The organism is Sorangium sp. KYC3313, from assembly GCF_052075895.1.
In the GTDB taxonomy this organism is placed as follows: domain Bacteria; phylum Myxococcota_A; class Polyangia; order Polyangiales; family Polyangiaceae; genus Sorangium; species Sorangium cellulosum_B.
Genome location: NZ_CP197255.1, coordinates 2,334,716 through 2,357,081 on the forward strand (window position 1 = coordinate 2,334,716; position 22,366 = coordinate 2,357,081).

Consider the following 22,366-nt stretch of genomic DNA (forward strand, 5'->3'; position numbering starts at 1 on the left):
CGCTTATCCATGTATCGAAGGAGCCGCCTTCATCGCACAGCCTGTGGGGCGCACAGCGACGTACCTCAGACGTCCCGCTCGTGAAGTCGGCACCCACGGCGTCAAGACGGCAGCTATGATGTCGCCCCGCCAAGGAGCCTGGGCGCTGTGGGGCAGCTGAACAGAAGGGAAACGACGTGAGAAGCAGGGATTCCATCAGCTCGTCCGTCGCGCAGGGCGCGGTGGCGTTGATGCTCGCCGGCTGCGGCGCGAGCGAAGGCGACGGCCTTGGCAGGGCACAACTGGCCGTCGGACAGGCGCTCGCCTCGGAGGCGGAGCCCAACGGGACGGCGTTGCAGGCGAACGCCATCTCCAGCGACACGGTCGTGCGCGCCAACCTCTTTCCAGACGGCGACACGGATCTCTTCTCGTTCCAGGCGCCCGCCGGGAGCCGTGTCTACGCGGCCGTGATGACAGCGTCTTCCACCGCATCGCAGGACGCCGACCTCGACATCCTCGATCAGGACGGCACGACCGTGCTGGAGACTGACGTCTTCAACGGGTCGTTCGGAGGCTCCTCGCCGAGCATCGCGGGCACGCCCCTCGCGGCTGCAGGAACCTACTACGCGCGCGTCCGCGTGCCCTCCGCGACCATCTGTTGACGCTCAGGCTGATTGATGGCGTTGCGCGCCGTCTGGTTGATGGCCATCACGAGCCTGCGCGGGCGAGGTCGAGGAGGGCGATGGCCATCACCCGCCTGCACGGGCCGCGCCGCTGGGCGATGGCCATCTCCGGCGCACGGGGGCCCTCAACGCGCGATGGCCATCGCGTCGGATGACCCGTAGGCGCCGACGGCGCGATGGCTGCCGGCGCCTGCCACGCGTGAGCGTAGACGTCGTTCAGTCGGCGTCACTCTTCACGTCGGCGATCACCCGGGCCATGACGTCCCGCTCGACGAGCTTCTTTTTCCGCCGAGCCGACTCGCGCAGCGCGGCGGTGGCCACGCGGTCGATCTCGCGCAGGCTCGAGCCGGCGGCCTCGTGCAGCGAGGTCAGCGCCTCGGAGGTAAAGAGATCGCGATCGCAGCCGGCACGGCCGAGCCGCAGGCGGACATACTCGCTCGTATCATCCGCCGTCATCGGTCCGATCGACAGGCGCCGGTCGATCCGCGAGAACAGGGAGCGGTTTTTGCGCAGTTCAAGCCGGTCCTTGAGGTCGGGCAGCCCCACCAGAATCAGACTCAGCAGCGCCCGGCTGTCCCATTCGTAATTTGCCAAGATATGAAGATGGTCCAACGTGTCCTGATGAAGTAGGTGCGCCTCGTCGAGCAGAAAGACCGGGTGAATCCGTTCTCGTCCGAGGTTCTCGACGTGCGCGCTGATCGCGTAGAAGACGGCGGCCGCGGTCGCGGCAGGGGTCAGGCCGAGGGCCTGGCAGAGCTGCCGGTAGAAGTCGCGGCGTCCGAGCGTGGCGTTGTGGCAGTAGGTCAGGCGGAATCCGGCCTGCGGCAAGCGATGGCGCAGCGCGCGCAGCACGCACGTCTTGCCGGCGCCCGGCTCGCCGACGAGCAGCACCTGGGAGCGCTCGTGGACCGCGTCGCACAGCTCCTCGACGAGCTCATGTTTCGAGGGCGGCAGCCAGAGATCGCCGTCCGGGATCTCCTTGGAGAAGGGCGACTCGGAGAGCCCGAAGAATCGGACGAAGGACTCGCTCATCGAGCACCTCCCTCGGAGCTGTCGTCGGGCTGGGAGGCCTGCGGCCTTTCGCTTCCAGCCCGCAGCAGCGCCCTCGTCGGAGCGAAGTCGGTGGGGCGGCTCGGCCCTTGTGCGAGCGGACCACCGCGTGGCGGCCGCCGGCGCCGCGCGTTCTTCGCCGGATCGAGGAGGCGGAGCGGCAGGCGCTTGCCCTCGTGCTCGACCCACGGGGTCGCGTCCGGGGCGACGTGACAATGAGCCACCGTGACGAGCTGGCCAGCCAGGTAGCCCTGGTCGAGCTCCCACGCTTCGCCGTCGATGGAGATCACGTTGTCGCTGGACACGCGCCGCCGGCTGCGTTCGGTCAGCGCGGCGCGCAGCGCCCGCTCCTCGACCGCGCCCTCGCCTGCGGGCTTTTGCGCGTACAGCTTCGCGGGGCTCTTGCCCATCAGCCCGGCGTGCGGTGCCGCGTGATAACGCCGTTCGAGGAAGGCTTTGAGCCGTGCGTCGATGTCCTTGAGCGACGCGACCTCGCCGAGGAAGCTCAGGCACCCCTCGCGCAACGTCCGCCAGAAGCGCTCCATCTTGCCGCGCGCCTGCGGGTCATAGGGCTTCGCATGCAGCAGGGTGATACCGAGTCGCGAGCACGCCGTCCGGAGGACTTCGCCCCGGTAGGTGGAGCCATTGTCCAGGTAAAGGGCATCCGGTTTGCCGTGACGGCGAAGCGCGTCCACGAGCAGCCCGAGCATGTCGACCTCCCTCTCGGTCGAGTGCGCCTCGAGCGCGACGACGTAGCGAGAGGCATCGTCGAGCAAGCCATGGATGCGGACAGGCACCGTCCGACCGCCCATCTTGCACTGCGGCAGGTGGCAGACGTCACCGTGCCAGAGCGCTCCGGGCCGCTCGGCCTGCCAGCGCAGCCGTGTCCTCGGCTGTTGCTCCGAGCGCTCCGCCCGACGCGACAGACCCGCCGCCGCGTACAACCGTCGCACGGTCGGCGCCGAGACCTGGCCCGGATCGATGCGCCCCTCGTCGACGAGCGTGCTCAGGATGAGCGACACCGAGGCCGCGGGATGCTCGCGCCGGATGTCGAGCAAGAGCTCGCGCAGCTCGGCGCGCAGCTCCTGCGCGAAGCCGCGATCGGAGCGCGGCTCGGGACGAAGGCCGGCGAGGCCTGCGGCGCGGTAGGCGTACAGCCAGCGCTCGAGCGTGGGGACCGAATAGGTGCGTGTGCTGTCGGCGCCCGGCGGCCGGAATCGCTGCGCGCTCAAGGCGCGCAGCTCGGTGGCGAGCCGTCCGCGGCCGAGCTCGCGGTGCATGACGGGGCCGATGACCGAAGCGCGAAAGATCGCGACGGCCTCGGCGTGATCGGCAGGTCCGAGATCCATATCGAAGGGTCCTTTCTGCGCCCTGTGGCGCGGGGCCCTTGTGCGCCACCGAGGCTCGTCGAGGGAGGGATCCTCTCGGGTGGGCCTTGTTCTCTGGGCTCGTCGCTGTCAGCCGCCCTCACGCTGCGTGCGCGGCGCCGAGGAACGCTCGGTGCTCCAGCGCTTCGCCCCGGGAGGTCGGCTCCGCGTAGGCGGCGAGCGAGGCCGCCGCGCTCGCTGCCACGCGGCGCAGCATCGCGCTGGGATCAGACAACGGCAGTGCGGCAAAGAGGCGTCGATGCGCGACGGCGCGCGCCCAGCGGCGGAGCGTGGCCCAGCCGGTGAAGGCCGTGGCGCCCAGGATCGTCTGCGGGCTGATCCGCCGGCGCACCTCGCGGGCGGTCGCCAGCACCAGCCCGTAGAGCGCAAGAGCGAAGCCGATCGCCGCGGCGCTGTAGTGCCGCCGCGGCAGCAGCTCGCGTGGACCGACGAGGATCACCGCCCCGCAGGGCAGGCAGCGGTAACGGCGCAGCTTGAGCACGAGAAGAACGGCGGGCGCGTTCGGGTCGGCCGGGCCACGCACCTGCCGCTCGCGAAGGCCATGGCCGTGGAGGCCAAGAGGTCCCCCGACGGGCTGGCTCGCCGCTCCGCACGCAGGGCAGCGAGCGGGGCGCACCGCCTCGACCGTGGGCAACTGCTGCTGCCAGCTCTTGATATCGAGCGCGCTGTGGACGAGACTGTGACCGCTTCGATTCCTCGACATGCGAACCGGAGCACGACGAGGAGGTTGTCCGCCAAGACTGGGCCTCCTCGTCGCCTTTTGTGGCTGGCACCGCGCCGATGCTCCGCTCCCACTCCGCGGCCGCTCCTACACCCGTGGGCGGCGGGAAAAATGAGGATGAGCGTGACAATTTCGGTCGGGACGAAGCAATGCATCTCGACGTGGCGCGCCGGGGCGGCGACGCGAACGTCCGCGCTCCCCGTGATCTGAGAAAAAGCGCAGGGAGGAGCAGACGGCGTGAGAATTTGAGATAGGTCGCGGGAATGCAGCCGGCGGGCACGAGGAGGCGCCAGGAGGCGCCCCTGCACTCACGGTGGACGATGCCTCGTGCGGGGATGCGTACCCTCCTCCATCAAGGAGCTTGAGCGAGATGTCGGCCTGAAGCTTTATTGAGGCTGGGCGCTAACACCATCCAGCTGCGCCCCTACGACCTCCACCTCAAGGTGCAGAGCGGCGCGCCCACGGCGGAGGTCGAGCCGAACGACACGACGCCGCAGGCGCTCCCCGCGAGCGGCTGGATCGCTGGCACGCACAGCAACGCGAGCGATGTCGACAGCTACTCGCTCTCCCTCAACGCCGGCGACACCGTCTTCGCGAGCCTCGATCAGGACCCGACGCGCGACCTCACGCAATTCGCCGCCGCGCTCGCGATCGGTCCCTTCGGGTCCGGGTTCGACATCCAGGTGGACAACCAATCCGGGCCTGTCGAGACACCGTACTCGGACGCCATCTTCGCGACCGTCAAAGCAGCGGGCACCTACAGGGTGACCGTGACGGGCTCGGTGACGTCGGGTGATTACGGGCTCAGCGTGAGCGTGCATCCCGCGGCGCCGAGCGTGGGGTGCACCACGTACGACAGCGCAGCTGTGCCCAGGGAGATCCTCTTCGGCGCGCCGACGACGTCGTTCATCGACGTCCCGGGGGCGCCCCGTATCGGTGACCTGAACGTGAGCGTCCGGCTCAGCCATCCCATGCCCCCCGATGTGGACGTGTACCTCGTCTCGCCGGCCGGCAACACCAACGCTCTCTTCACCGATATCGGCAGCAGGACCTACTCGAACATCGATATCACGATCGACGACGATGCCGCGTTCCCGGCCGGACACTTCACCCTGCTGAACGGCATGATGGTGCAGCCGGAGCTCGACTACCGCTTGCACTGGTTCGACGGGGAAAACGGCGGAGGCCGGTGGACGCTCACGCTCCGGGACGATACGGACAACTCGAACAACCTCGGCGTGTTGTCCGCGTGGAGCCTCACGATCTGCGACGCGCCGATCCCCGCGCTCTCGTGCTCGAGCGGCGACGCCCCGGCCGCCCTGCTGTCGTCGGACTTCGAGGGCGGCGCGCAGGGCTTCACGCACGCAGGCACAGCCGACGCGTGGGCGCTCGGCACGCCGAGCGCCGCGCCGATCGCGACGTGCAACGGCGGGACGCAATGCTGGAAGACGAACCTCTCGGGCGTGTACAACGCGAGCTCGAATCAGGACCTCGTCTCCCCGCCGATCGACCTGTCCGGGGTGCAGGCGCCCATCCAGCTCCGCTGGGCGATGAAGTACCAGCTCGACAACGCCTCCTCGGATCACGGATGGGTGGAGATCCGAGAGGTCGGGGGTGCGAACGCCAGGCGTCTCTGGGAGTTCCTCGACGCATCGATGACCACGACCGTCGGTAGCTCCAACCTGGTGCTCCAAGAGAGCGCGGGATGGGGCACGCACTACGCCGACATCAGCGGATACGCCGGAAAGCGAGTGGAGGTGGTGTTCCACCTCGACAGCGACGCGAGCGTCCAGCTCGCCGGTCTCGCGATCGACGACGTGTCGGTCCTGGGCTGCCCACGCAGCAGCACGGGCGAAGGCGGCGGTACCGGCGGCGGAAGCACCACGGGTGAGGGCGGCGCGACGGCCAGCGGCGCTGGCGGCGCGGGCACCGGCGGCGCCACGGCGACCAGCGGCGCCGTCACGAGCGGCGGAAGCACCACGGGTGAAGGCGGCGCGACGGGCAGCGGCGGTGGCGGCGCGGGCACCGGCGGCGCCACGACGGCCAGCGGCGCCGGCGCGGGCGGGGGCAGCACCACGGGCGAAGGCGGCGCGACAGCCAGCGGCGCCGGCGGCGCGGGCACCGGCACCGCCACGGCGGCCAGCGGCGCCAGCACGAGCGGCGGCAGCACCACGGGCGAAAGCGGCGCGACAGGCAGCGGCGCTGGCGGCGCCGGGACCGGCTCCGCCACGGCAGCCAGCGGCGCGGGCGCCAGCCCGAACGGCGACCCGCCCGCCAGCACCGACACGACGGGCGGCTGCGGCTGCCGCTTCGCTGGCAGTGACGAGCCCCCCTGGCCATGGCCCGCGGCGCTCGCGCTCATCGCGCTGCTCAGAATGCGTCGCAAGCGGTTGCGCTCCCGCAGCTCCTGAGGAGATCTTCCCCAGATGACCCCTCAAACCGTCGATATCCTCGATCCGGACCTCTACCTCGCGGGCGCGCCGCACGATCGCTTCGAGATCCTCCGCCGGGAGGCGCCCGTCTACTGGCACCCCGAGCCGGCGGGCAGGGGGTTCTGGGCGATCACGCGGCACGCCGACGTCGCCCGCATCTCGCGCGATCCGGCCGCGTTCTGCTCGGGGCGCGGCCTCTTCATCGAGGATCTCCCGCCGGGGGACATGCGCGACAACCCCGATGTCATGATCATGATGGATCCGCCCCGGCACGCCCGGTTCCGGGCGCTGGTCAGCAAGGGGTTCACGCCCCGTGTCATCCAGCGCCTCGAAGGGCACGTTCGCGAGCTCGTGACGAGGCTCATCGACGACGCCTGCGAGCGCGGCGGGTGCGACTTCGCCAGCGACATCGCAGGCAAGCTGCCCCTCGCCGTGATCCTCGAGATGATCGGCGTCCCCCGCGAGGATCAGGGGCAGATGCTCGACTGGACGACCCGGTTCTTCGGGGCCAGCGATCCCGCCTATGGCGTCACGCCCGAGGAGCTGAACGCCGTGCTCCACAACATGAACGCCTATGCGCACCAGCTCGCCGAGCAGCGGCGGAAGGAGCCCAAGGACGACATGCTGAGCTTGCTCATGGCCGCCGAGGTGGACGGCGAGAAGCTCTCCTACACGGAATTCGGCGGCTTCTTCAACCTGCTGCTCACGGCCGGCCACGACACCACGAAGAACCTCATCTCCAACGGGATGCTCGCGCTCCTCGAGCACCCCGACCAGCGCCGGCGCCTGCTCGACGATCCCTCGCTCCTCCCGACCGCCGTCGAGGAGATGCTGCGCTTCACGCCGCCGGTCTATTACTTCCGGCGCTCCGCGGTGCGGGACACCGAGCTCCACGGGCAGCGGATCGCCGCCGGCGACAAGGTGGTGCTGTGGTACGTCTCGGCCAACCGCGATGAGGCCGTCTTCAGCGATCCGCAGAAATTCGATGTCGGCCGGGCGCCCAACGAGCACCTCTCCTTCGGCATCGGCCCGCACGTGTGCCTGGGCCTCGCGCTCGCGCGCCTGGAGGCGCGGGTCGCCTTCGAGGAGCTCCTGCGCAGGCTCCCCGATCTCGAGCTCGCCGGGCCGGCCGTGCGGCTCCGCTCGAACTGGGTGAGCAGCGTGAAATCGATGCCGGTCCGGTGCGCGCGCCCCGCCAGGTAGCCCGGCACGGGCGGCGAGAAATAGGCATCCCGTGCTGGGAATGGGCACGCGCGACGGCGAGCGCGCACGTCTCCGCGATCGGTGCGTCGGGGAATGCCAGGGCGGGCGGTCGGTCGAATGCCGTAGCCGGCACCCGGTGCGCCGGACGCAGAAGGGAGAGGCTTCCTTGCTTGTGCGGCGCGGCCGCCGCATCGAAAGAGCCCCTGGGCCAGCTACGAGGAGAAGCCTATGGGAGACCAGGTGTACCCGCTGCAATCGAAGGAGACCTCGCAGAAACGGCACGAGCTGGCGCCCGGGCCGGACGAGGCCTTCCGCGAGTTCAGCAAGCGCGTGTTTGCCGAGGGCGCCCTGCCGGCGAAGGTGAAGCAGCTCATCGCCGTCGCCGTGGCGCACGTCACGCAGTGCCCGTATTGCATCCGCGGCCACACCCAGGGCGCGCTTCGACACGGAGCGAGTGAGCAGGAGATCATGGAGGCCATCTGGGTCGCCGCCGAGATGCGCGCGGGCGGCGCGTTCGCGCACTCGGTCATCGCGATCGACGCGATGGGGGAGTCGCCGACCCGATAGGCCGGCGTCGAGGCCCATGTTCGAAGGAGGAGGGCCACGAGCACCGGGAAGGCGGAGTCCACGGATCACCGGCAGATTGGCCGGGAGGCCGTCGTGCAGCGCGAGGGCCTGGAGGATCTTGCGCTCGTCGTGGTCAAAGCGCGCCTCGCGTCGTAGGGGTTGCAACGAGAAGGGAAGAAGGGGGCATGGCCAACGTGAGGCGACGAACGGCGACGGAGAGGGCGCGGACTGCGCGCGTCGGCGCCGAGACGGCGAACGCGGTGCTCCTCAAAAGGGCTTACGAGCAGCCCGAAGCGGCCGACGGGTACCGTGTGCTCGTGGACCGGCTGTGGCCGCGAGGCGTGCGCAAAGACGCGCTCGCGATCGACGTCTGGATGAAGGAGATCGGGCCGAGCGACGAGCTCCGCCGCTCGTTCGGTCACGACCCTGCCCGGTGGGAGGAGTTCGCGGCGCGCTACCGCGAGGAGCTCCGCCGCCAGCCGGCCTCGGGGCTCGTGGACGAGCTCGTCGCGCAGGCGAAGCGCGGGACGCTCACGCTCGTGTACGGAGCCAAGGACGAGCTCCACAACCAGGCCGTCGTCCTCCGCGAAAGCATCAAGCAGCGGTTGCGCAGCGCTCGCACCCGTGCGCCGGCCGCCCACGTCCCGGCAGAGGCCGCCCCCCGGGCGCGAAATCGAGCCCTCGCGGCGCCACACCCTACCTCGTCGAGGGGGCGGGCCCCGGGCGCGACGAAGGCGCGTGCGTCGCCCGCGCGGCGCACCGGCCCACGCGTGCGCTCGCATTGAGCTCGGCACGATGTCGCACCGAGCCGCGGCCCGAACGACGAAGATCACCGTTCCGGTGAGGACGCCCTTTCGCCTCGCGCTCACCGTTGCCGCGCTTCAGAGGCGCCCCGAGAACCCGGTCGACACGTGGTCCGAGGACCGCCGCTACCTGCGGGCGTTCGACACCGCGCGCGGTCCGGTGGCCTGGGCGGTGACCGAGGAGGCAGGGGGGACGCGGCTCCGCGTCGAGCTCTTCGGGGACGTCCACGATCCGAGGATGTGGCGCGGCCTGGTGACCCGGCTGCTCGGGACCGACATCGATCTGGCGCCGTTCTACGCGCGAGCGGAGCGGTTGCCCGCCGTCGCCGCGCTCGCGGCACGGTTCCGCGGGGTCAAGCCTCCACGCTTTGCCTCGCTCTGGGAGGCGATCGTGAACTCGGTGGTCTTCCAGCAGCTCAGCATGGCAGCGGCGATGGCGGCGGTGCGACGCCTCGTGCTTCGGTTCGCGAGCCCCGTCGACCTCGCGGGGCAGCGGCTGTTCCCGTTCCCTCCGCCCGAGGTCGTGGCGAGCTCGACCCCGCACGATCTGCGCACCCTCGGGCTGAGCGGAGCGAAGGCGGACGCGCTGCGGACATGCGCGCGGATGATCGCGGCGGGCGAGCTGCGGGAGGACGAGCTCGAAGCGCTGCCCAAGGGTGAAATCGAGCGGCGCCTGCGCGAGCTCCCGGGCATCGGGCCCTGGACCGCTTCGGTGATCCTGCTCCGTGGCTTTCGCCGGCTCGATGTCTTTCCGGGCGGAGACGTGGCGGCCGCTCGCGGCCTCGGCGCCATGGCCGGCGAGCACGGGGGCGAGCTCGTCGAGGCGCTCGGTCCCTATCGCGGGATGTTGTACTTCCATCTGTTGCTGAGCTCGCTGGCTGCGCGCCGATTCGGTGCCATCCCGCCTCGATCCGCCTGACGCCGGCCCCGCCCGCCGCCGCGCCCCGCGCGACCCTGGATCCGCGCCCGGGTCACGCGGTACGGTCACCCGTGACCGAGACCGTCCTGCTCATCGACGACGATCCGGGGTTCCGCGACGCCTACCGCGAGCTGCTCGCGCTGGAGGGGTACGCCGTCGCCGAGGCCGGCGCCGCCCCGAAGGCGCTCTCGGAGCTCCGCCGCACGAGCGCGCGCCTCGTCGTGCTCGACCTGATGCTCCCGCCGACGGGCCGCGCCGAGGAGGGCGCGGCGCTCGCGGACAGGCTCCTCGCCGAGCGGCCCGCGGCCAAGGTGATCGTCGTCTCGGGCGCGGGTGAGACCCCGCTCGCCCTGCGCCTCGTCGAGCGCGGCGCGTACGACTTCCTGGCCAAGCCCGTCGACCCCGACGTGCTGCTCTCCGTGGTCGCCCGCGCGGCCGCGCGCCTCGCGCTGGAAGATCGGGTGGCGGAGCTCGAGCGCTCGCTCGCCGCCCGCGAGGGCGACGCCTCGGCGATGCTCGGCCAGTCGCCGGCCTTCCTCGAGGCGAGGACGCTGTGCGAGCGCGCGGCGCCGACCGACGTGCCGGTGCTCATCACCGGCGACTCGGGCACGGGCAAGGAGGTGTTCGCCCGCTACCTGCACGCAAGGAGCCGCCGGAAGGACAGGGCCTTCATCGCGGTCAACTGCGGCGCGCTCGCGCCGACCCTCCTGGAATCGACGCTGTTCGGCCACCGGAAAGGCGCCTTCACGAGCGCTATCAAGGACGCTCCCGGCCTGTTCGTCGAGGCGGACGGAGGGACCCTGTTCCTCGACGAGATCGGCGACATGGAGCCGGCGCTGCAAGTGAAGCTCTTGCGCGTGCTCGAGACGGGCGAGATCCTGCCGGTGGGCGCGGCGCGCCCGCTGACCGTGGACGTCCGTGTCGTGTCGGCCACCCACAGAGCGCTCGAGTCGATGGTGGCGGACAGGACCTTTCGCGACGACCTCTACTGGCGCGTGCGCGGGATCGAGATCGCCTTGCCCCGGCTCGCGGATCGCGTGGGCGATCTGCCGCTCCTCGCGCAGCACTTCCTGAACCTGTCGCGGGCCCTCGTGCCGCGCTCGCCGGCGACAGCGATCTCGCCCGGCGCGATGCGCCGGCTCGAGGCCTGCGACTGGCCCGGCAACCTGCGAGAGCTCCGGCACGAGATGCAGCGCGCGCTCGTGATGGCCGGGGGTAGGGGGGAGATCCTCGAGGAGGACCTCTCGCCGGCGCGGCGAGGCAGCGCGCCCGCGGCGCCGGCAGGCGACGAGCCGGCCGAAGGGGCGACGCTGGAAGAGAAGATCGCGGCGCTGGAGCGGCGCGAGATCGCCGCCGCGCTCCGGGCGACCCAGGGCAACAGGAGCCAGGCAGCGACGCGGCTCGGGCTGTCGCGGCAGGGGCTGCTCAACAAGATGGATCGTCACGGGCTGAAGTGATCTCGGTCGCTCGTGCGCTGATGGAGGAAAAATTCAATCAATCGAGAACGACACGGGATCAAAAAGCACCCACAAAAACATGAGCCGCGCCGAGCGCAGGCCGGCACTGAAGGAAGCGGGAGCGCGGCTCCTCATGAGCTGCAGCTGGGGCGGGTGGATCGAGAACATGATCCCACCGGCTCGGGGTCGCCTGTGCGCCCCGATCCGGCGATGCCCGCCGCCTGACACGCGCGATGTCGCTCGCTCCTCGCGGGGAGCGCCCATCGCGCGATGCGCAACTTCAGGAGGAATCATGACGCTTGGCAGGTTGGTGCTCGTGGGGTGTCTGTCGCTGGTTGGCTCCGCTCTCGTCGCCTGTGGGAACGGCGGCCCGGATCGCCTGGGCGAGGGGAGAGGCAACGTGGTCGGGACTCCGCCCCCGTCCGAGGGGGACGGCTGTACGCTCACCCAGGGCTACTGGAAGAACCACGAGGAGAGCTGGCCGACGTCGACGCTCACCATCGGAGGAGTCGAGTACTCCCAGGCGGAGCTGCTGGAGCTCTTCCGGACGCCGCCGCGGGGCGACACCAGCCTGATCCTGGGCCACCAGCTGATCGCCGCGCTGCTGAACGTGGGGAGCGGCGCGAGCGACGCTGCCCTGGGCGGGGCGCTCGCGGACGCCGAGGCGTGGATGAACGACAACAAGGACGCCGACGGCCGGCTCCCCTACGGCGTCAAGCGAGGCGACGCGGCCGAGGATGCCGTCGCGCTGTCCGGTGCGCTCGCGGACTTCAACGAGGGCGGCATCGGCCCTGGCCATTGCGACGGCGGCCCCGGCAGCGGCTCCGACGACCCCGGGGACAGCAGCTCCGGCGATCCTGGCGGCAGCGACGACGGCGGGCACGATTGCCCCGACGACGGAAGCACGGGCGAGGGTGATGGCGGCGGCGGCTCCGACCCCGGTGGCAGCTCCGACCCCGGCGGCGGCGAAGGCGGGTCGGCTCCGACGTGCGCGGATCCTTGCAGCGACGGTTGCGCCGACGGCTACATCTGCGTCGTCGGGTGCTGCGCGTTCATCGCCGACTGAGCCGGGAACGACGAGCTCGCGCGAGCCGAGCTCCGATGACGGCTCACGCGGGTGCCGCGGCTGCCGCCGTTGCGCACCCGCCGGGATCGAGGCGGGCGTCGCGCCGGTCCAATTTGATTGACGCCACCCATGTGAGCGCTCACAATCAACCTGTCGATCCTTCTTCCGCTTTGCCACGCATCGGCGTGCCATGCGCACCGGCCTTTCGTCCTTCTGCGCGTCCGCCGTGACGGTCGGGCTGGTGCCTCCACGTGAGGCGCGTCCTCGCCCGAGATCATCGCGGGATCGGCACGCGGCGAGCGTGGATAGGCGAATCGGGCGATCACGAGAGGGTCTGGACGATGCCGAGATCTGCTGCTTATTCTTCGTTTCCTGCCGTTGCTTTGATCTTCCTCGCTTGCTCGTCCGAGACAGGCTCGCCCGGCACGGGAGGCGGCGGAGCCGGTCAGGCGACGGGCGGCGCAGGCGGGGCCCACACGTCTGCGAGCGGTGGAGAGACCACCTCGACAGGGGAAGGGGGAACGAGCGATGACGCCAGCTCCTCCAGCAGCGGCACGACAGGTGGTGGGTCGGCCGGGGGCGCGCAGGCCGGGGGCGGTGGCATGGGGACCGGCGGCACGGAGCCGCCGGCGGGCAACCCGAGCCCAGGCTGCGGCAAGTCGGGGCGGCCCGAGAGCGGAACGGTGAAGGTCGACGGCGATCACATCTACACGTTCCCGGACAGCTACGATGGCAACACCCCTCTCCCCCTCTTGATGGGCTTCCACGCCTGCGGCAACCCGATCGACCAGTTCATCAACCTCACGCGGGGGTCGGCCTTCGAGACGGAGTACGTGCGCGCCGTGGGGAGGTCGTCGGACGGGGGTGGATGCTGGAACTACAACAGCGACATCGCCAAGGTCCTGCGGATCTACGACGACCTGATGGACAACTACTGCATCGACATGGACCGCGTGTTCGCCACCGGCCACAGCTCCGGCGCGCAGATGATCGTGCAGATCTTGGCGCACAAGTCCGATGCCGAGCACCTGAACTTCAGGGCGGTCGCGCCCGTCGCCGCCTCCGATTATGGCGCGCTCCAGGTGCCCACGCCCGTGATGTACATCCAGGGCAAGAACGACACGGTTCGCGGGGGAGACGGGGCGAGCACGGTCGCGAGGTTCCGCACCGCCAACAAGTGCGAGATGAGCTCGACGCCGTATTCCCAGGTGATGGGCTGCCAGAGCAGCGGCAAGGCGGTGAACCCCGGCTGCATCTCCTACAGCGGCTGTTCGGAGCCGACGATCTGGTGCTCCCACGACGATCCCGCGTACAGCAACACGAGCCACGGCGTGCCGTGTTTTGCCATCGAGGCGATGTACGACTTCTTCACGGGCATGCCGTGAGGACACCCCGCGCCGCGATCGCGCGCGCCGCCTGAGGGCCGCCGCCCCGAGCTCACGGGTTCGGTGCGAACGCCACGCGGACCGTCACCGCGGCGGTGACACGGACGTCGCCGGGCTCGACGGGGAAGCCGTCCGCGCCTCCGAGCCCCTTCATCTGCTGCGCGAATGCATAACGCTCCTGCTGAGCGACCGAGATCGACTGCAGCTCGACGATCCTGACGTTCGCCGCCTTGGCCACCGCCTTGGCGTTCGCCTGCGCGTCCTGCACGGCAGCCGCGATGGCGCTGCGGCGCGCCTCGGCGCGGTCGCTCAAGAAGAACTCGAGTCCGCCGACGTCATTGGCGCCCGAGGCGAGCGCGGCCTGGAGGACCCTCGAGCCTGCGGCCTGGAGCTCGGCCGGCGACGCGCGCCGCAGCGTGACGGAGAGCTGGCTGGAAGCCGAATAGCCGATGATCCTGGGCTCGGTGACGTCGCCATGCGCCACGTGCGACTCTCGGATCGGCGAGAGCGAGATGTCGACCGTGCGGATCTCCAGCCCGGGGATGGCGAGGCCACGCAGGGCGGCGAGCACGGCCTGCGACCTGCACGCGGCCCTGTCGCGCGCGGCCTCGAGCGTCTTTTCGCGCACCTCCACGCCGATGCTCGTGCGCATCGAATCCGCAGGCCTCGCGACCTCGCCGACGCCGCCGATCGTGATGGTCCGGTTCTCGTCATTCTCCGCCGTGGCGCCGGGTTCCTTGGCTGCGAGGCGATCCGCCGCGAAGACCTCGGCGACGGGGCGCCCGGCCAGCGCGGTCGACGAAACGCAGGTCATGACACCGAGCGCGAGCCCTGCGATCAGGCTTCTCGTGAGGGTCGGCATAATAGGACGCATCGCGATTCTCCTCCTTCGAGCGGATCGGCTGCCCTGGCAGTCGAATTGGCCGTCAGCGCACCGAATCTAGGGCCGGGGAGGCTCGACCGCGAGGGGCGGGCCCAAGGGCCTTCGCATCGGTAAAGTGCGGCCTCTGCCCGCGAGGCGCCCGCATGCCCAGCTGCGGGCCTGCCCCGGGTTGACAGGACCTCCTTCTCTGCCCGGTTCGCGCCTCGCGCGCCCAGCTCGAAGAGCTGCAGAGCAGCGACGGCATCCTCGACCACGCGCAGCGCGGGGCGCTCCACCGGGGCGACGACGGGGCCGCGCACCTCCGCTCGCGCCGGCGCGCCGCCGCTCGTCCGGCGGGCGAAGACGCCTCGATCGGCGCATGCCTTCGCTCATGGCGCCGCGCGGCCGTGAACGCGAGTTGACAGCGCTGCGATCGGCGCAAACGTGCGTCTCTTTGCACTTCATCACACGACATCGGTCGATGAGTTTTTTCTTCGACGGAGCTTGACGGTGGCGCTCACCTCGAACACTGTTCTGCCTGTATCGAAGCTGACGCTGCTCGGGTTGCTCGCCGCCGCCTTCATGGCGTGGCTTGAGCTGGGCCGCGCCGAGCGGGAAGCTTGCTTGGGAGAGCAAAGACGAATCATGAAGAAGACCATGGGATTGGCCGTCCTGCTGCCGTTGCTGATCAGCTGCGCGGCGCCGGTTGGAGGCGAGGGCTATCAGGAAGAGGAGGAGGGCTCGGAGAACGATGTCGGCGTCGCCGAGCAGCAGTTGATCCAGCCTGGGATCATCAACTGTGACACGGGCCCTCAAGAGGTCAGGTCGTTGTGTAAGATGGCCCTGGACCGCGTGAACTCGGAGCTCGACGCGAGAGGCATCACGGTCGACAGCGAGGGGATCCTCTTCGAGCTCGACGACCCGACCGACAGGAAGATCGACACCGGGCACTCGTGCACGGTGAGGGCCGAGCAGCGGCACGCCACTTACTCGGCGCGCCTCAAGCGCTCTGCCAGCCTGGACATCACGGGGGACTCGCTGACTCGACCGCTGGCCGTCAAGCTGTCGCTGCCTGTCGAGTACTCCGCGAAGATCGACGTCAACCAGACGTTCGGGTACAGGGTCCTCGGCTCCTGCAACAAATCGGGGAGCGACAGCTACAGCCTGCGTGGCAGCCTGGCGACCACGGCGGACATCGTGCTGGGCCTGGATCTGAACCCCACGTTCGGGGTCCGAGAGAACGGGGACTACGCGATCACCCTGGAGCCCAAGGTCGCCGTCGCGACCGCGCTCCGGAACACCAACGTCGATCTGCGGGTGTCGGGGGTCAGTCCGATCACGCCCGTCGTGACGTTCGCGACCGGCTTCAGCTCGACCGTGGCCAAGTCGGCCACGGCCCTGTTCAGCGGGGACAGCGTGTCGCGCATCGTGGAGGGGAGCGCCGCCTGGGATTTCGGGGTTCCCGTCCTGCTGGGTATCGGGGCTCTGCCCAGGCCGCTCGAGGACGCGATGTTCGGCGTGATCGAGTCCCGGGCCGCGCGCGAGATCGAGCGGTCCGCCGCGCGCTTCGGGCCAGGCTTGCAAGGGGCGCTGCAGCAGAAGCTGAACGCGGCCCTCAAGCTCGAGAACGGCAAGCGCGTGCTCATCGTGAAGCGGGATTTCTTGGCGCAGCTGGGCGCCGGGGCGGCCCCGTCCTCGCAGTTCGTCGAGGTGTGGCGCCCGCAGAACCCGCGCGCGGCGTGTGAAGCGCGGGCCAATGAGCAGTGCCGGTACGGCGGGGCGAGCTGCGAGGCGCTCTCGCGCCAGTGCCACGCGGAAGAGCAGGAGTACCTGCGGCTGTACCCGCCCGTCGCGTCCACGATCATCGGCGCGAGCCCGATGCAGCCGCGCTACGTGCCGAGCTCGCGCTAGGCGCTGTCTGACGTTGGCGCAGGCGCGCCGTCCCGGGTTGCGGCGGCGCGCCGGTCAGGGCAAGGCGGTGGTGATCACCTCCTTCGTGGTCGCGGTGCTCTGGCCGGGGCGGTCGACGCAGGACGGGTAGTACTGGCCGGCCCCGTTGAGCTTCTGGCAGACCCGGCTGCAGGGGCCGACCATGCGGATCACCCCGCACCCCACGACCTGGCCGTCGGACATCAGGTGGCCCGCGGCGCAGTCGCGCTGGTAGGCGCGCGAGTTGTCGAGCGTCGCGCTGTTGTAGCAAGCGTTGAGGTAGGGCTGTGCGGCGAACAGGTTGCCCCAGAAGGCCCCCTCGACGTCCGGATAATCGATGAGCTCCCGGCTGGAGGACAGCGTCTTCAGCGGCTCCCGCAGCGAGCGGGCGGAGAGGAGGACCGGCACTTGATAGTAGTTCACGCGCGCCGCCACGCAGCTGGAGACCATGCGCTGCCCGATCTCGTCGAGCGGCCCGGTCGCCCAGGTCGGCGCGGCGCCGAGCAGCCCGGGGTAGCGCTCGTTGTGGACGGCGCCGCTGGAGTCCGTCCACGAGAAGTTGAACGACGCCGTGCTGCTCAGGGCGCAGCTCGTCGCATACCGCATGAACTCGCGCGCCAGCGCCCCGCTCGGGCCTGGATCCCGGATCGCGGCGAGGTTTTGCGCGCTGAGACCGTTGAGGTTCAGGGCGTTGAGGTTCAATGCGTTGAGGTTCAATGCGTTGAGGTTCAGGGCGTTCGCGCTGAGCGCGTTGCCGCCCAGAAGGGCCCCCTGGGATTCCCCCACGCGCTCCTCCAGCGCCTCGGTGTCCCCCACCTCCGCGGCGCAGCCCGACAGCACCCCAGCCCAGACAAGCACGATGAATGTCTCCTTGAGCGACATGGGTTCCCCCCCCCATTTCTGGCGCATCACCCGGCGGCTCCCTGCGCGCGGCGCGCGAGCGCGGGCTCACCAACATCGCCCATAGGTTGACTATGGGTTCAATATTCTATCTTTTCGCATTATCGCGCCCGTGCAAGGTGATTCAGCGGCGACGAGGGTGGGTGTCCGGGGCCTCCGATTCTGTCAGCGCCGTCAGCTCCGTGTGCCAGCGGCGGAGGCGACTGCCCATGACGGTCGGCGTGGTGGAGGCGGCCGCGAGGGCGCGCTCGATCTGCTGCCGTGCATCGACGTACCGGCCGCGACGGAAGGCGGCGAGGGCCCGCGCCTCGAGCACCTCGATCCGCTCCTGCCCTACCGAGCAGCGCGCGGAGCGCTCCTCGAGCGCGGCCCACGCGGCGCCGTCGTCGTCGCGCGTCGCGAGCTCGATCATCGAGCAGAGCACGTCCTCCGAGGGCTTCAGCGCGTCGCCGCCGGCTCCCTCTTGCGCCGCGCGCAGCCGCAGGGCGATGCCGCGAGCGCCCGCCTCGTCGCCCTGGTAGAGGCGCAGGCGCGCGGTCAGGAGCGCCACGGCGATCGGCGCGTGGTGGTCGTCGCAGCGCGGCCCCATCGCCTGGACGGCGTGCGCGTGAGGCGCCGCGGCCTCGAGATCGTCCATCAGATACAGGTGCTCGGCGAGGTTGTAGCGGCCGACGAGCTCGAACGCGGGCTGGCCGAGGTCGCGCCCGAGCGCGATGGTGCGCTCGAGGTCGGCGATCATCCCGGCGCGGTCGCCCTGGAGGGCCCGCGCGAGCGCGCGGTTGTTCAGCGCTGCGCCGAGGTGCATGAGATCGCTGCGCTCCTCGCAGCTGAGGATCACCGCGTCGAGATCCCGCGCCGCCTCGTCGATCCGGCCGAGGCTGGCCAGGATGAAGCCGAGCATCAGCCGGGCGATGATGTGCGTCTCGTAGCCCTCGTCCCCGAGCCGCGCGGCTTGCTCCGCGGCGCGCGACAGCACCATGGCGGCCTCGTCCTCGCGGTCGTCCCGGTGGAGCGAGCGGCCCACGCCGAGGAGCAGGCGGGCGTTGAGCAGGGGGGAGTCCACCCAGTCGGCGAGGCGCTCGGCGGCCTCGACCCGCCAGCTTGCCGCCCTGTAATCGCCTGTCCAGTCGAGGATCATGGCCTCATCGAGGAGGAGCTCGATCTCCGCCGCCGGCTCCGACGCCGCGGCCGCCTCCTCGCGCGCCGCGGCGAGGTCGGCGAGGGCCTCGGTGTGGCGCCCGAGCCGGAAGCGAGCGAGGCCCCGCGCGTGGCGCGCCGCGGGGAGCAGCGCGCCGACCAGCGCCTCGGCGCGCCCGTAGCAGCCCTCGGCGTCGAAGTAGGCCCGGCGCGCGGCCGCGAGCTCGGCGCCTCGGACGAGCAGCGACGCCGCCCGGGCGGTCAGGCCGCCGCGCTCGCAGTGCGCCGCGAGCACCAGCGGATCGGCCTCGCCCGCGGCCTCGAGCCACTCGGCGGCGAGGCGGTGGCCGAGCGCTCGATCCTCCTCGGTGAGCTGCGCGTACGCGCCCTCGCGCAGGAGCGCCTGGCGGAAGCAGTACTCCTCCTCGCCGGGGAAGCGGCCCTCGCGGCGGCGGACGCAGAGCTCCCCGGTGACGAGCGCGGAGAGGTGATCCGCGAGCAGCGCGGCGTCGCCGCCGAGCAGGTGCGCGACGGCGCCTCGCCAGAGTAGCGAAACTTTTAGTACACGCAGAGGAGGCCGAAATTCCGGCCAAAACCGGCGATTTGCTCAGCCGGCCGGGCTGAACTACGATCAACCTTTCTGACAGGTGAAACAAATGAAAGACGCAACCCCCAACGCCGCGATCCGGCGGACGCTCGGCTACCCGCGCGTCTCGACGAGGGAGCAGGAGATCGCAGGGGTCTCCCTGGACGCCCAGGCCGAGAAGATCGGCAACTACTGCCGCCTCCATTCGCTGCCGGAGCCGATCCTGTTCCCGGAGGTAGAGAGCGGTGGCGAGGAGAACGAGGCGAACCGGAAGAAGGTCGCCGCGCTCCTGGCGGACGTCCGCCGGGGGGACATGGTCATCGTGACGGACATCGACCGCTTCGGGCGCGACGTGGTCTTCATTGTCAAGAACGTTCGTCAGATCATGCGCAAGGGCGCCGTGTTCATCGCGGTTGACAAGGGGTTCGATTCGCGATCGCCGATGGCAGAGGACACGCTCGCCAATTGGGCGGTCGGGGCGGAGCAGGAGCGCCGTCGGATCAAGGAACGAACCGAAGGGGGGCGGAAGCACCTGCGCGCCCAAGGGTACTTCGTCGAAGGGCATCCGCCGTTCGGCTACGAACGCCAGCCGAAGCCCAAAGGCACGAAGACGCCGCTCCCCCTCCGCGTGGTTCCGGAGCACGCCGCGGTGGTGCGTCGCATGTTCGCGCTCTGCCTTGAAGGCTATAGCGTATTCGAGACCGCCAAGCGGCTCCGCCAGGAGTATGGCAGCATCAAGGCGTTCGGGCGCGCCTGGGTTCTTACCGCGCTGCGCAACCGAACCTACACGGGCCGTGTCGCAAAGACCAGCGTGCGGCCGAACGCCACGCGCGGCGTCGTGCAACTTCCGGCCGAGTGGATCCCTGCACATGAGGCGATCATCGACGATGAGACATTCAACAACGCTCAGCTTGCGTTGAGAGGCCGCCGCCGCGGGAGGAAGCCCCAGGCCGCGTCTGCGACGGCGAACCACTTGCTCCGTGGCATCTGCCGTTGCGCGGAATGCGGCGGTAGCGTCGCTGCCGTTCCGGTGGACCGCAAGGGCCGACACAAGGTGGGCTACTACGCCTGTCGTGGCCATATGGAGCAGAAAGAGAAAGGCGTCCGGTGCAAGCTCAGCGCATGCTTTCGCCAGCCGGACGCGGACGCCGCCGCGAGCGAGCAATTCTTGACGTTTGCTCGCTCGCTTCTCACTTCGCTGACTCGACCGCCGCGCCAGATCGAGAAGCCGGATTTCACCGCCCAGCGCCGAGAGATCAAGACCTCGCGACAGCGAGTTGTGGAATTTGTCGCAAAGGGACTTTTCACCGTCGACGACGTGAAGGTGGAACTGAATCGCCTCGACGACGCGCTTGCAGCAATCGATGCGAAGGAAGCCGAGTTCAAGGAAACGGAAGGCAACGATACCGTCGAGACTCGAAAGCATGCACACGCCTATGTCCAGCAGGTAATCGATGAGTGGGATATCTTTCCGCTAGACATCCAGCGAGCACTGATCCGCTCGTTCTCCTCGAAAGTCGAGGCGACGAAGGACAGGCAGATCAGGACCACATGGCGCGATCCATCGCAGATATCAGCGGCGCATGGAGCGCAGGAATTGCCAGCGCTCCGCCCTGAGCCGAACGTCGATGCGCTGCCCGCCCCCTCGCCCGTCGCCTCGCTGTCCCCGATCGTCGCTGCGCTCCCCGCGCCGTCGATGTCGGCGCGTGACTATCTCGGCACGATGGAAGGTGCTTCGACTCCGGTCGAGCGTTCGCAGAGCTGACCACACGACTCCGCGTCCTCCGCGCGGACGGTGATGAAGCCCATGATAGTTGCTGCGCGATTGAGCAGGCTGCCTGCTGGCCATCGCGAGAGTGAGCGGTGCCAGTCACGCCAATTCACGTCATCGCGAGGGTGAGCGCTCTCGGTCACGGCCGTGATGGTCGGCCTCCTCCCGGATGCCCTGCTTGCAGGTACCAGCCCGTCCCGATCTGCTCAGCCGGCTTCGCCGTGATCCACTTGACGGCTCGGCCATGGTCTGCTTGTCATTCGGCCGCCATCTCCGGCGATGCGTAGATGCATTCCAGGTACCTGCCTCCGATTCTCTCCTTCGAAGTGCCCTCCTTGTCACTGGGTGATCGCTTGCCGGGCGTGCCTCGCCGACCCGAACCCGATCCCCTTGGCTTGTGCGAGACCGATCCGCTTCGCGATCCCGCTTGCGATCCACGAGGCCGGTCCCTCGTACCGCCCGCCGCGTCCGGAGTGGGGGCGACGACGCTGTCCGGCGGGGGGTACTCGATGGGCCCGGCCGGGACGGCCGCCGCGAGCGGCTTGCTGGCATCGCGAGGATGGGGGCGAGCGCACGGCCGCGACGTCGGTCCCTCTTGACGTCCGTTCCTGGCGCTGGTCTTTGTCGCAGCATCTCACGGCTGGAGGAATTGCGATGAAACCCACCCTGTTCAATTGCTGCATTCTGTTCGCTCTCAGCGCGGTGATTACCTCGGGCTGCAACGAAGCCAAGCAAGCAACAGAGTCGCTTGCCGACCATGCTGGGGTCAACGTCCGCACACCTCAAGTGGTAGTTGACGAGGAGATGGCGATCGACGCTGACGGATGGCAGGCAAGGAGTTTCTCGCTACCATCGCCTAGGCCCGTTCAGATTACCGCACAAGGCATCAAGCACACCGACAAGGGATTTCGCGTTCTTCTCATGAATTCCGCCCAGCTTGAGAACTTCAAGACAAAGAAGGAGTTTCGACACATTCCGAGCTTTGAAGGACTGAAGATTCGTTCGTACTCTCACACTGGCGAGCTCCCAGCGGGAAGCTGGGTCGCCGTTGTGGCGAATTCGGAGAACATCATAAATAGCATGGTCGTAAAGCTCAAGATCGTTGTTGATCCCAAGTAGCCCGGCGCAGGATCCGTTCATATGCTCCTACGCTATCGATGGTCGGCGGTCGGCACGTCGTCGCTGCTGGCGATGCTCAGCCTTGCGATGAGCGGGGCACTTCTCGACAATCCGGGCGTGGATCTCGTCATAGGGATTCTGGGAGTCACTATGGTGCTCGTCAGCCTGGTCCAGCTTGGCGCGTCGTTTATGATGCCAGACGACGTGCGATGCCCGAAGTGCGGCGAAGGATGCCGCCTAAAAGTGCGGATGTCCGGCGTGCCAGAACTCCGGTCAATTGTCGACGGCGAGCGTTGAAACGCTGCCGGATCCGGCACGCCTTCACCTCCGAGCAGGAGATCATCAAGTAAGCACAGGCACGCCGCCGATGGTGGCACGCTGACGGCCGCGCGCGAGGAGCTGGGCGAGC

At 69.6% G+C, this 22,366-nt stretch carries 20 protein-coding genes; 14 read left to right on the forward strand and 6 right to left on the reverse strand.

What is annotated here, in order from left to right; all coding sequences use genetic code 11:
* Positions 1-176: 176 nt before the first annotated feature.
* Entirely contained in the window at positions 177-641 is a 465-nt protein-coding gene (locus tag ACSRUE_RS09170; RefSeq protein WP_441290659.1) for a PPC domain-containing protein, read from the forward strand.
* A gap of 237 nt (positions 642-878) precedes the next feature.
* Here the strand turns inward: ACSRUE_RS09170 and ACSRUE_RS09175 are convergent, their stop codons facing one another.
* The 3 genes from ACSRUE_RS09175 to ACSRUE_RS09185 all read right to left on the reverse strand — a co-directional run bounded on the left by ACSRUE_RS09175 (position 879) and on the right by ACSRUE_RS09185 (position 3,581).
* Entirely contained in the window at positions 879-1,694 is an 816-nt protein-coding gene (locus tag ACSRUE_RS09175) for an ExeA family protein (RefSeq protein ID WP_441290660.1), read from the reverse strand.
* Entirely contained in the window at positions 1,691-3,061 is a 1,371-nt protein-coding gene (locus ACSRUE_RS09180; protein WP_441290661.1) for a DDE-type integrase/transposase/recombinase, read from the reverse strand. The genes ACSRUE_RS09175 and ACSRUE_RS09180 overlap by 4 nt, the downstream gene beginning before the upstream one ends.
* A gap of 118 nt (positions 3,062-3,179) precedes the next feature.
* Positions 3,180-3,581 carry a hypothetical protein gene (locus ACSRUE_RS09185; protein WP_441290662.1) on the reverse strand — a complete coding sequence of 134 codons (402 nt, stop codon included), beginning with the start codon at positions 3,579-3,581 and terminating at the stop codon, positions 3,180-3,182.
* A gap of 629 nt (positions 3,582-4,210) precedes the next feature.
* On the opposite strand from ACSRUE_RS09185, the gene ACSRUE_RS09190 reads away from it, so the two are divergent.
* From ACSRUE_RS09190 to ACSRUE_RS09225, 8 genes are all read left to right on the forward strand, one after another.
* Complete coding sequence (locus tag ACSRUE_RS09190; protein WP_441290663.1) at positions 4,211-6,232, forward strand: proprotein convertase P-domain-containing protein; 2,022 nt, start codon at positions 4,211-4,213, stop codon at positions 6,230-6,232.
* A 15-nt stretch (positions 6,233-6,247) separates the two neighbouring features.
* The gene (locus tag ACSRUE_RS09195; RefSeq protein ID WP_441290664.1) at positions 6,248-7,456 is read left to right on the forward strand and encodes a cytochrome P450; all 1,209 of its coding nucleotides are present in this window, start codon (positions 6,248-6,250) and stop codon (positions 7,454-7,456) included.
* Positions 7,457-7,684: 228 nt separating this feature from the next.
* Positions 7,685-8,023: a carboxymuconolactone decarboxylase family protein gene (locus tag ACSRUE_RS09200; protein WP_437763736.1), complete on the forward strand. Its 339-nt coding sequence runs from the start codon at positions 7,685-7,687 to the stop codon at positions 8,021-8,023.
* Between the two features lie 185 nt (positions 8,024-8,208).
* Positions 8,209-8,808, forward strand: coding sequence for a DUF488 domain-containing protein (locus ACSRUE_RS09205; protein WP_441290665.1), 600 nt, complete (start codon positions 8,209-8,211; stop codon positions 8,806-8,808).
* A 55-nt stretch (positions 8,809-8,863) separates the two neighbouring features.
* Positions 8,864-9,745 (forward strand): DNA-3-methyladenine glycosylase family protein, encoded by an 882-nt coding sequence (locus ACSRUE_RS09210; protein WP_441290666.1) that lies wholly within the window; start codon positions 8,864-8,866, stop codon positions 9,743-9,745.
* A 71-nt stretch (positions 9,746-9,816) separates the two neighbouring features.
* The gene (locus tag ACSRUE_RS09215) at positions 9,817-11,202 is read left to right on the forward strand and encodes a sigma-54-dependent transcriptional regulator (RefSeq protein ID WP_441290667.1); all 1,386 of its coding nucleotides are present in this window, start codon (positions 9,817-9,819) and stop codon (positions 11,200-11,202) included.
* A 292-nt stretch (positions 11,203-11,494) separates the two neighbouring features.
* Entirely contained in the window at positions 11,495-12,268 is a 774-nt protein-coding gene (locus ACSRUE_RS09220; RefSeq protein WP_441290668.1) for a hypothetical protein, read from the forward strand.
* 341 nt (positions 12,269-12,609) lie between these two features.
* Positions 12,610-13,653, forward strand: a complete 1,044-nt coding sequence (locus tag ACSRUE_RS09225; protein ID WP_441290669.1) for an alpha/beta hydrolase family esterase — start codon at positions 12,610-12,612, stop codon at positions 13,651-13,653.
* Between the two features lie 52 nt (positions 13,654-13,705).
* On the opposite strand, the gene ACSRUE_RS09230 is transcribed toward ACSRUE_RS09225, so the two are convergent.
* The gene (locus ACSRUE_RS09230) at positions 13,706-14,515 is read right to left on the reverse strand and encodes an SIMPL domain-containing protein (protein ID WP_441290670.1); all 810 of its coding nucleotides are present in this window, start codon (positions 14,513-14,515) and stop codon (positions 13,706-13,708) included.
* Positions 14,516-15,160: 645 nt separating this feature from the next.
* On the opposite strand from ACSRUE_RS09230, the gene ACSRUE_RS09235 reads away from it, so the two are divergent.
* Entirely contained in the window at positions 15,161-16,426 is a 1,266-nt protein-coding gene (locus tag ACSRUE_RS09235; protein WP_441290671.1) for a hypothetical protein, read from the forward strand.
* Positions 16,427-16,480: 54 nt separating this feature from the next.
* On the opposite strand, the gene ACSRUE_RS09240 is transcribed toward ACSRUE_RS09235, so the two are convergent.
* Both ACSRUE_RS09240 and ACSRUE_RS09245 read right to left on the reverse strand, forming a co-directional pair.
* Positions 16,481-17,302 (reverse strand): hypothetical protein, encoded by an 822-nt coding sequence (locus ACSRUE_RS09240; RefSeq protein WP_441290672.1) that lies wholly within the window; start codon positions 17,300-17,302, stop codon positions 16,481-16,483.
* A 166-nt stretch (positions 17,303-17,468) separates the two neighbouring features.
* The gene (locus ACSRUE_RS09245; protein WP_441290673.1) at positions 17,469-18,776 is read right to left on the reverse strand and encodes a hypothetical protein; all 1,308 of its coding nucleotides are present in this window, start codon (positions 18,774-18,776) and stop codon (positions 17,469-17,471) included.
* Between ACSRUE_RS09245 and ACSRUE_RS09250 the strand changes: the two genes are divergently transcribed.
* From ACSRUE_RS09250 to ACSRUE_RS09265, 4 genes are all read left to right on the forward strand, one after another.
* Entirely contained in the window at positions 18,762-19,031 is a 270-nt protein-coding gene (locus ACSRUE_RS09250) for a hypothetical protein (protein ID WP_441290674.1), read from the forward strand. The genes ACSRUE_RS09245 and ACSRUE_RS09250 overlap by 15 nt on opposite strands.
* A 106-nt stretch (positions 19,032-19,137) precedes the next feature.
* Positions 19,138-20,832 carry a recombinase family protein gene (locus ACSRUE_RS09255; RefSeq protein ID WP_441290675.1) on the forward strand — a complete coding sequence of 565 codons (1,695 nt, stop codon included), beginning with the start codon at positions 19,138-19,140 and terminating at the stop codon, positions 20,830-20,832.
* Positions 20,833-21,492: 660 nt separating this feature from the next.
* Positions 21,493-21,957: a hypothetical protein gene (locus tag ACSRUE_RS09260; RefSeq protein ID WP_441290676.1), complete on the forward strand. Its 465-nt coding sequence runs from the start codon at positions 21,493-21,495 to the stop codon at positions 21,955-21,957.
* A gap of 21 nt (positions 21,958-21,978) precedes the next feature.
* The gene (locus ACSRUE_RS09265; protein WP_437300383.1) at positions 21,979-22,254 is read left to right on the forward strand and encodes a hypothetical protein; all 276 of its coding nucleotides are present in this window, start codon (positions 21,979-21,981) and stop codon (positions 22,252-22,254) included.
* Positions 22,255-22,366 lie beyond the last annotated feature (112 nt).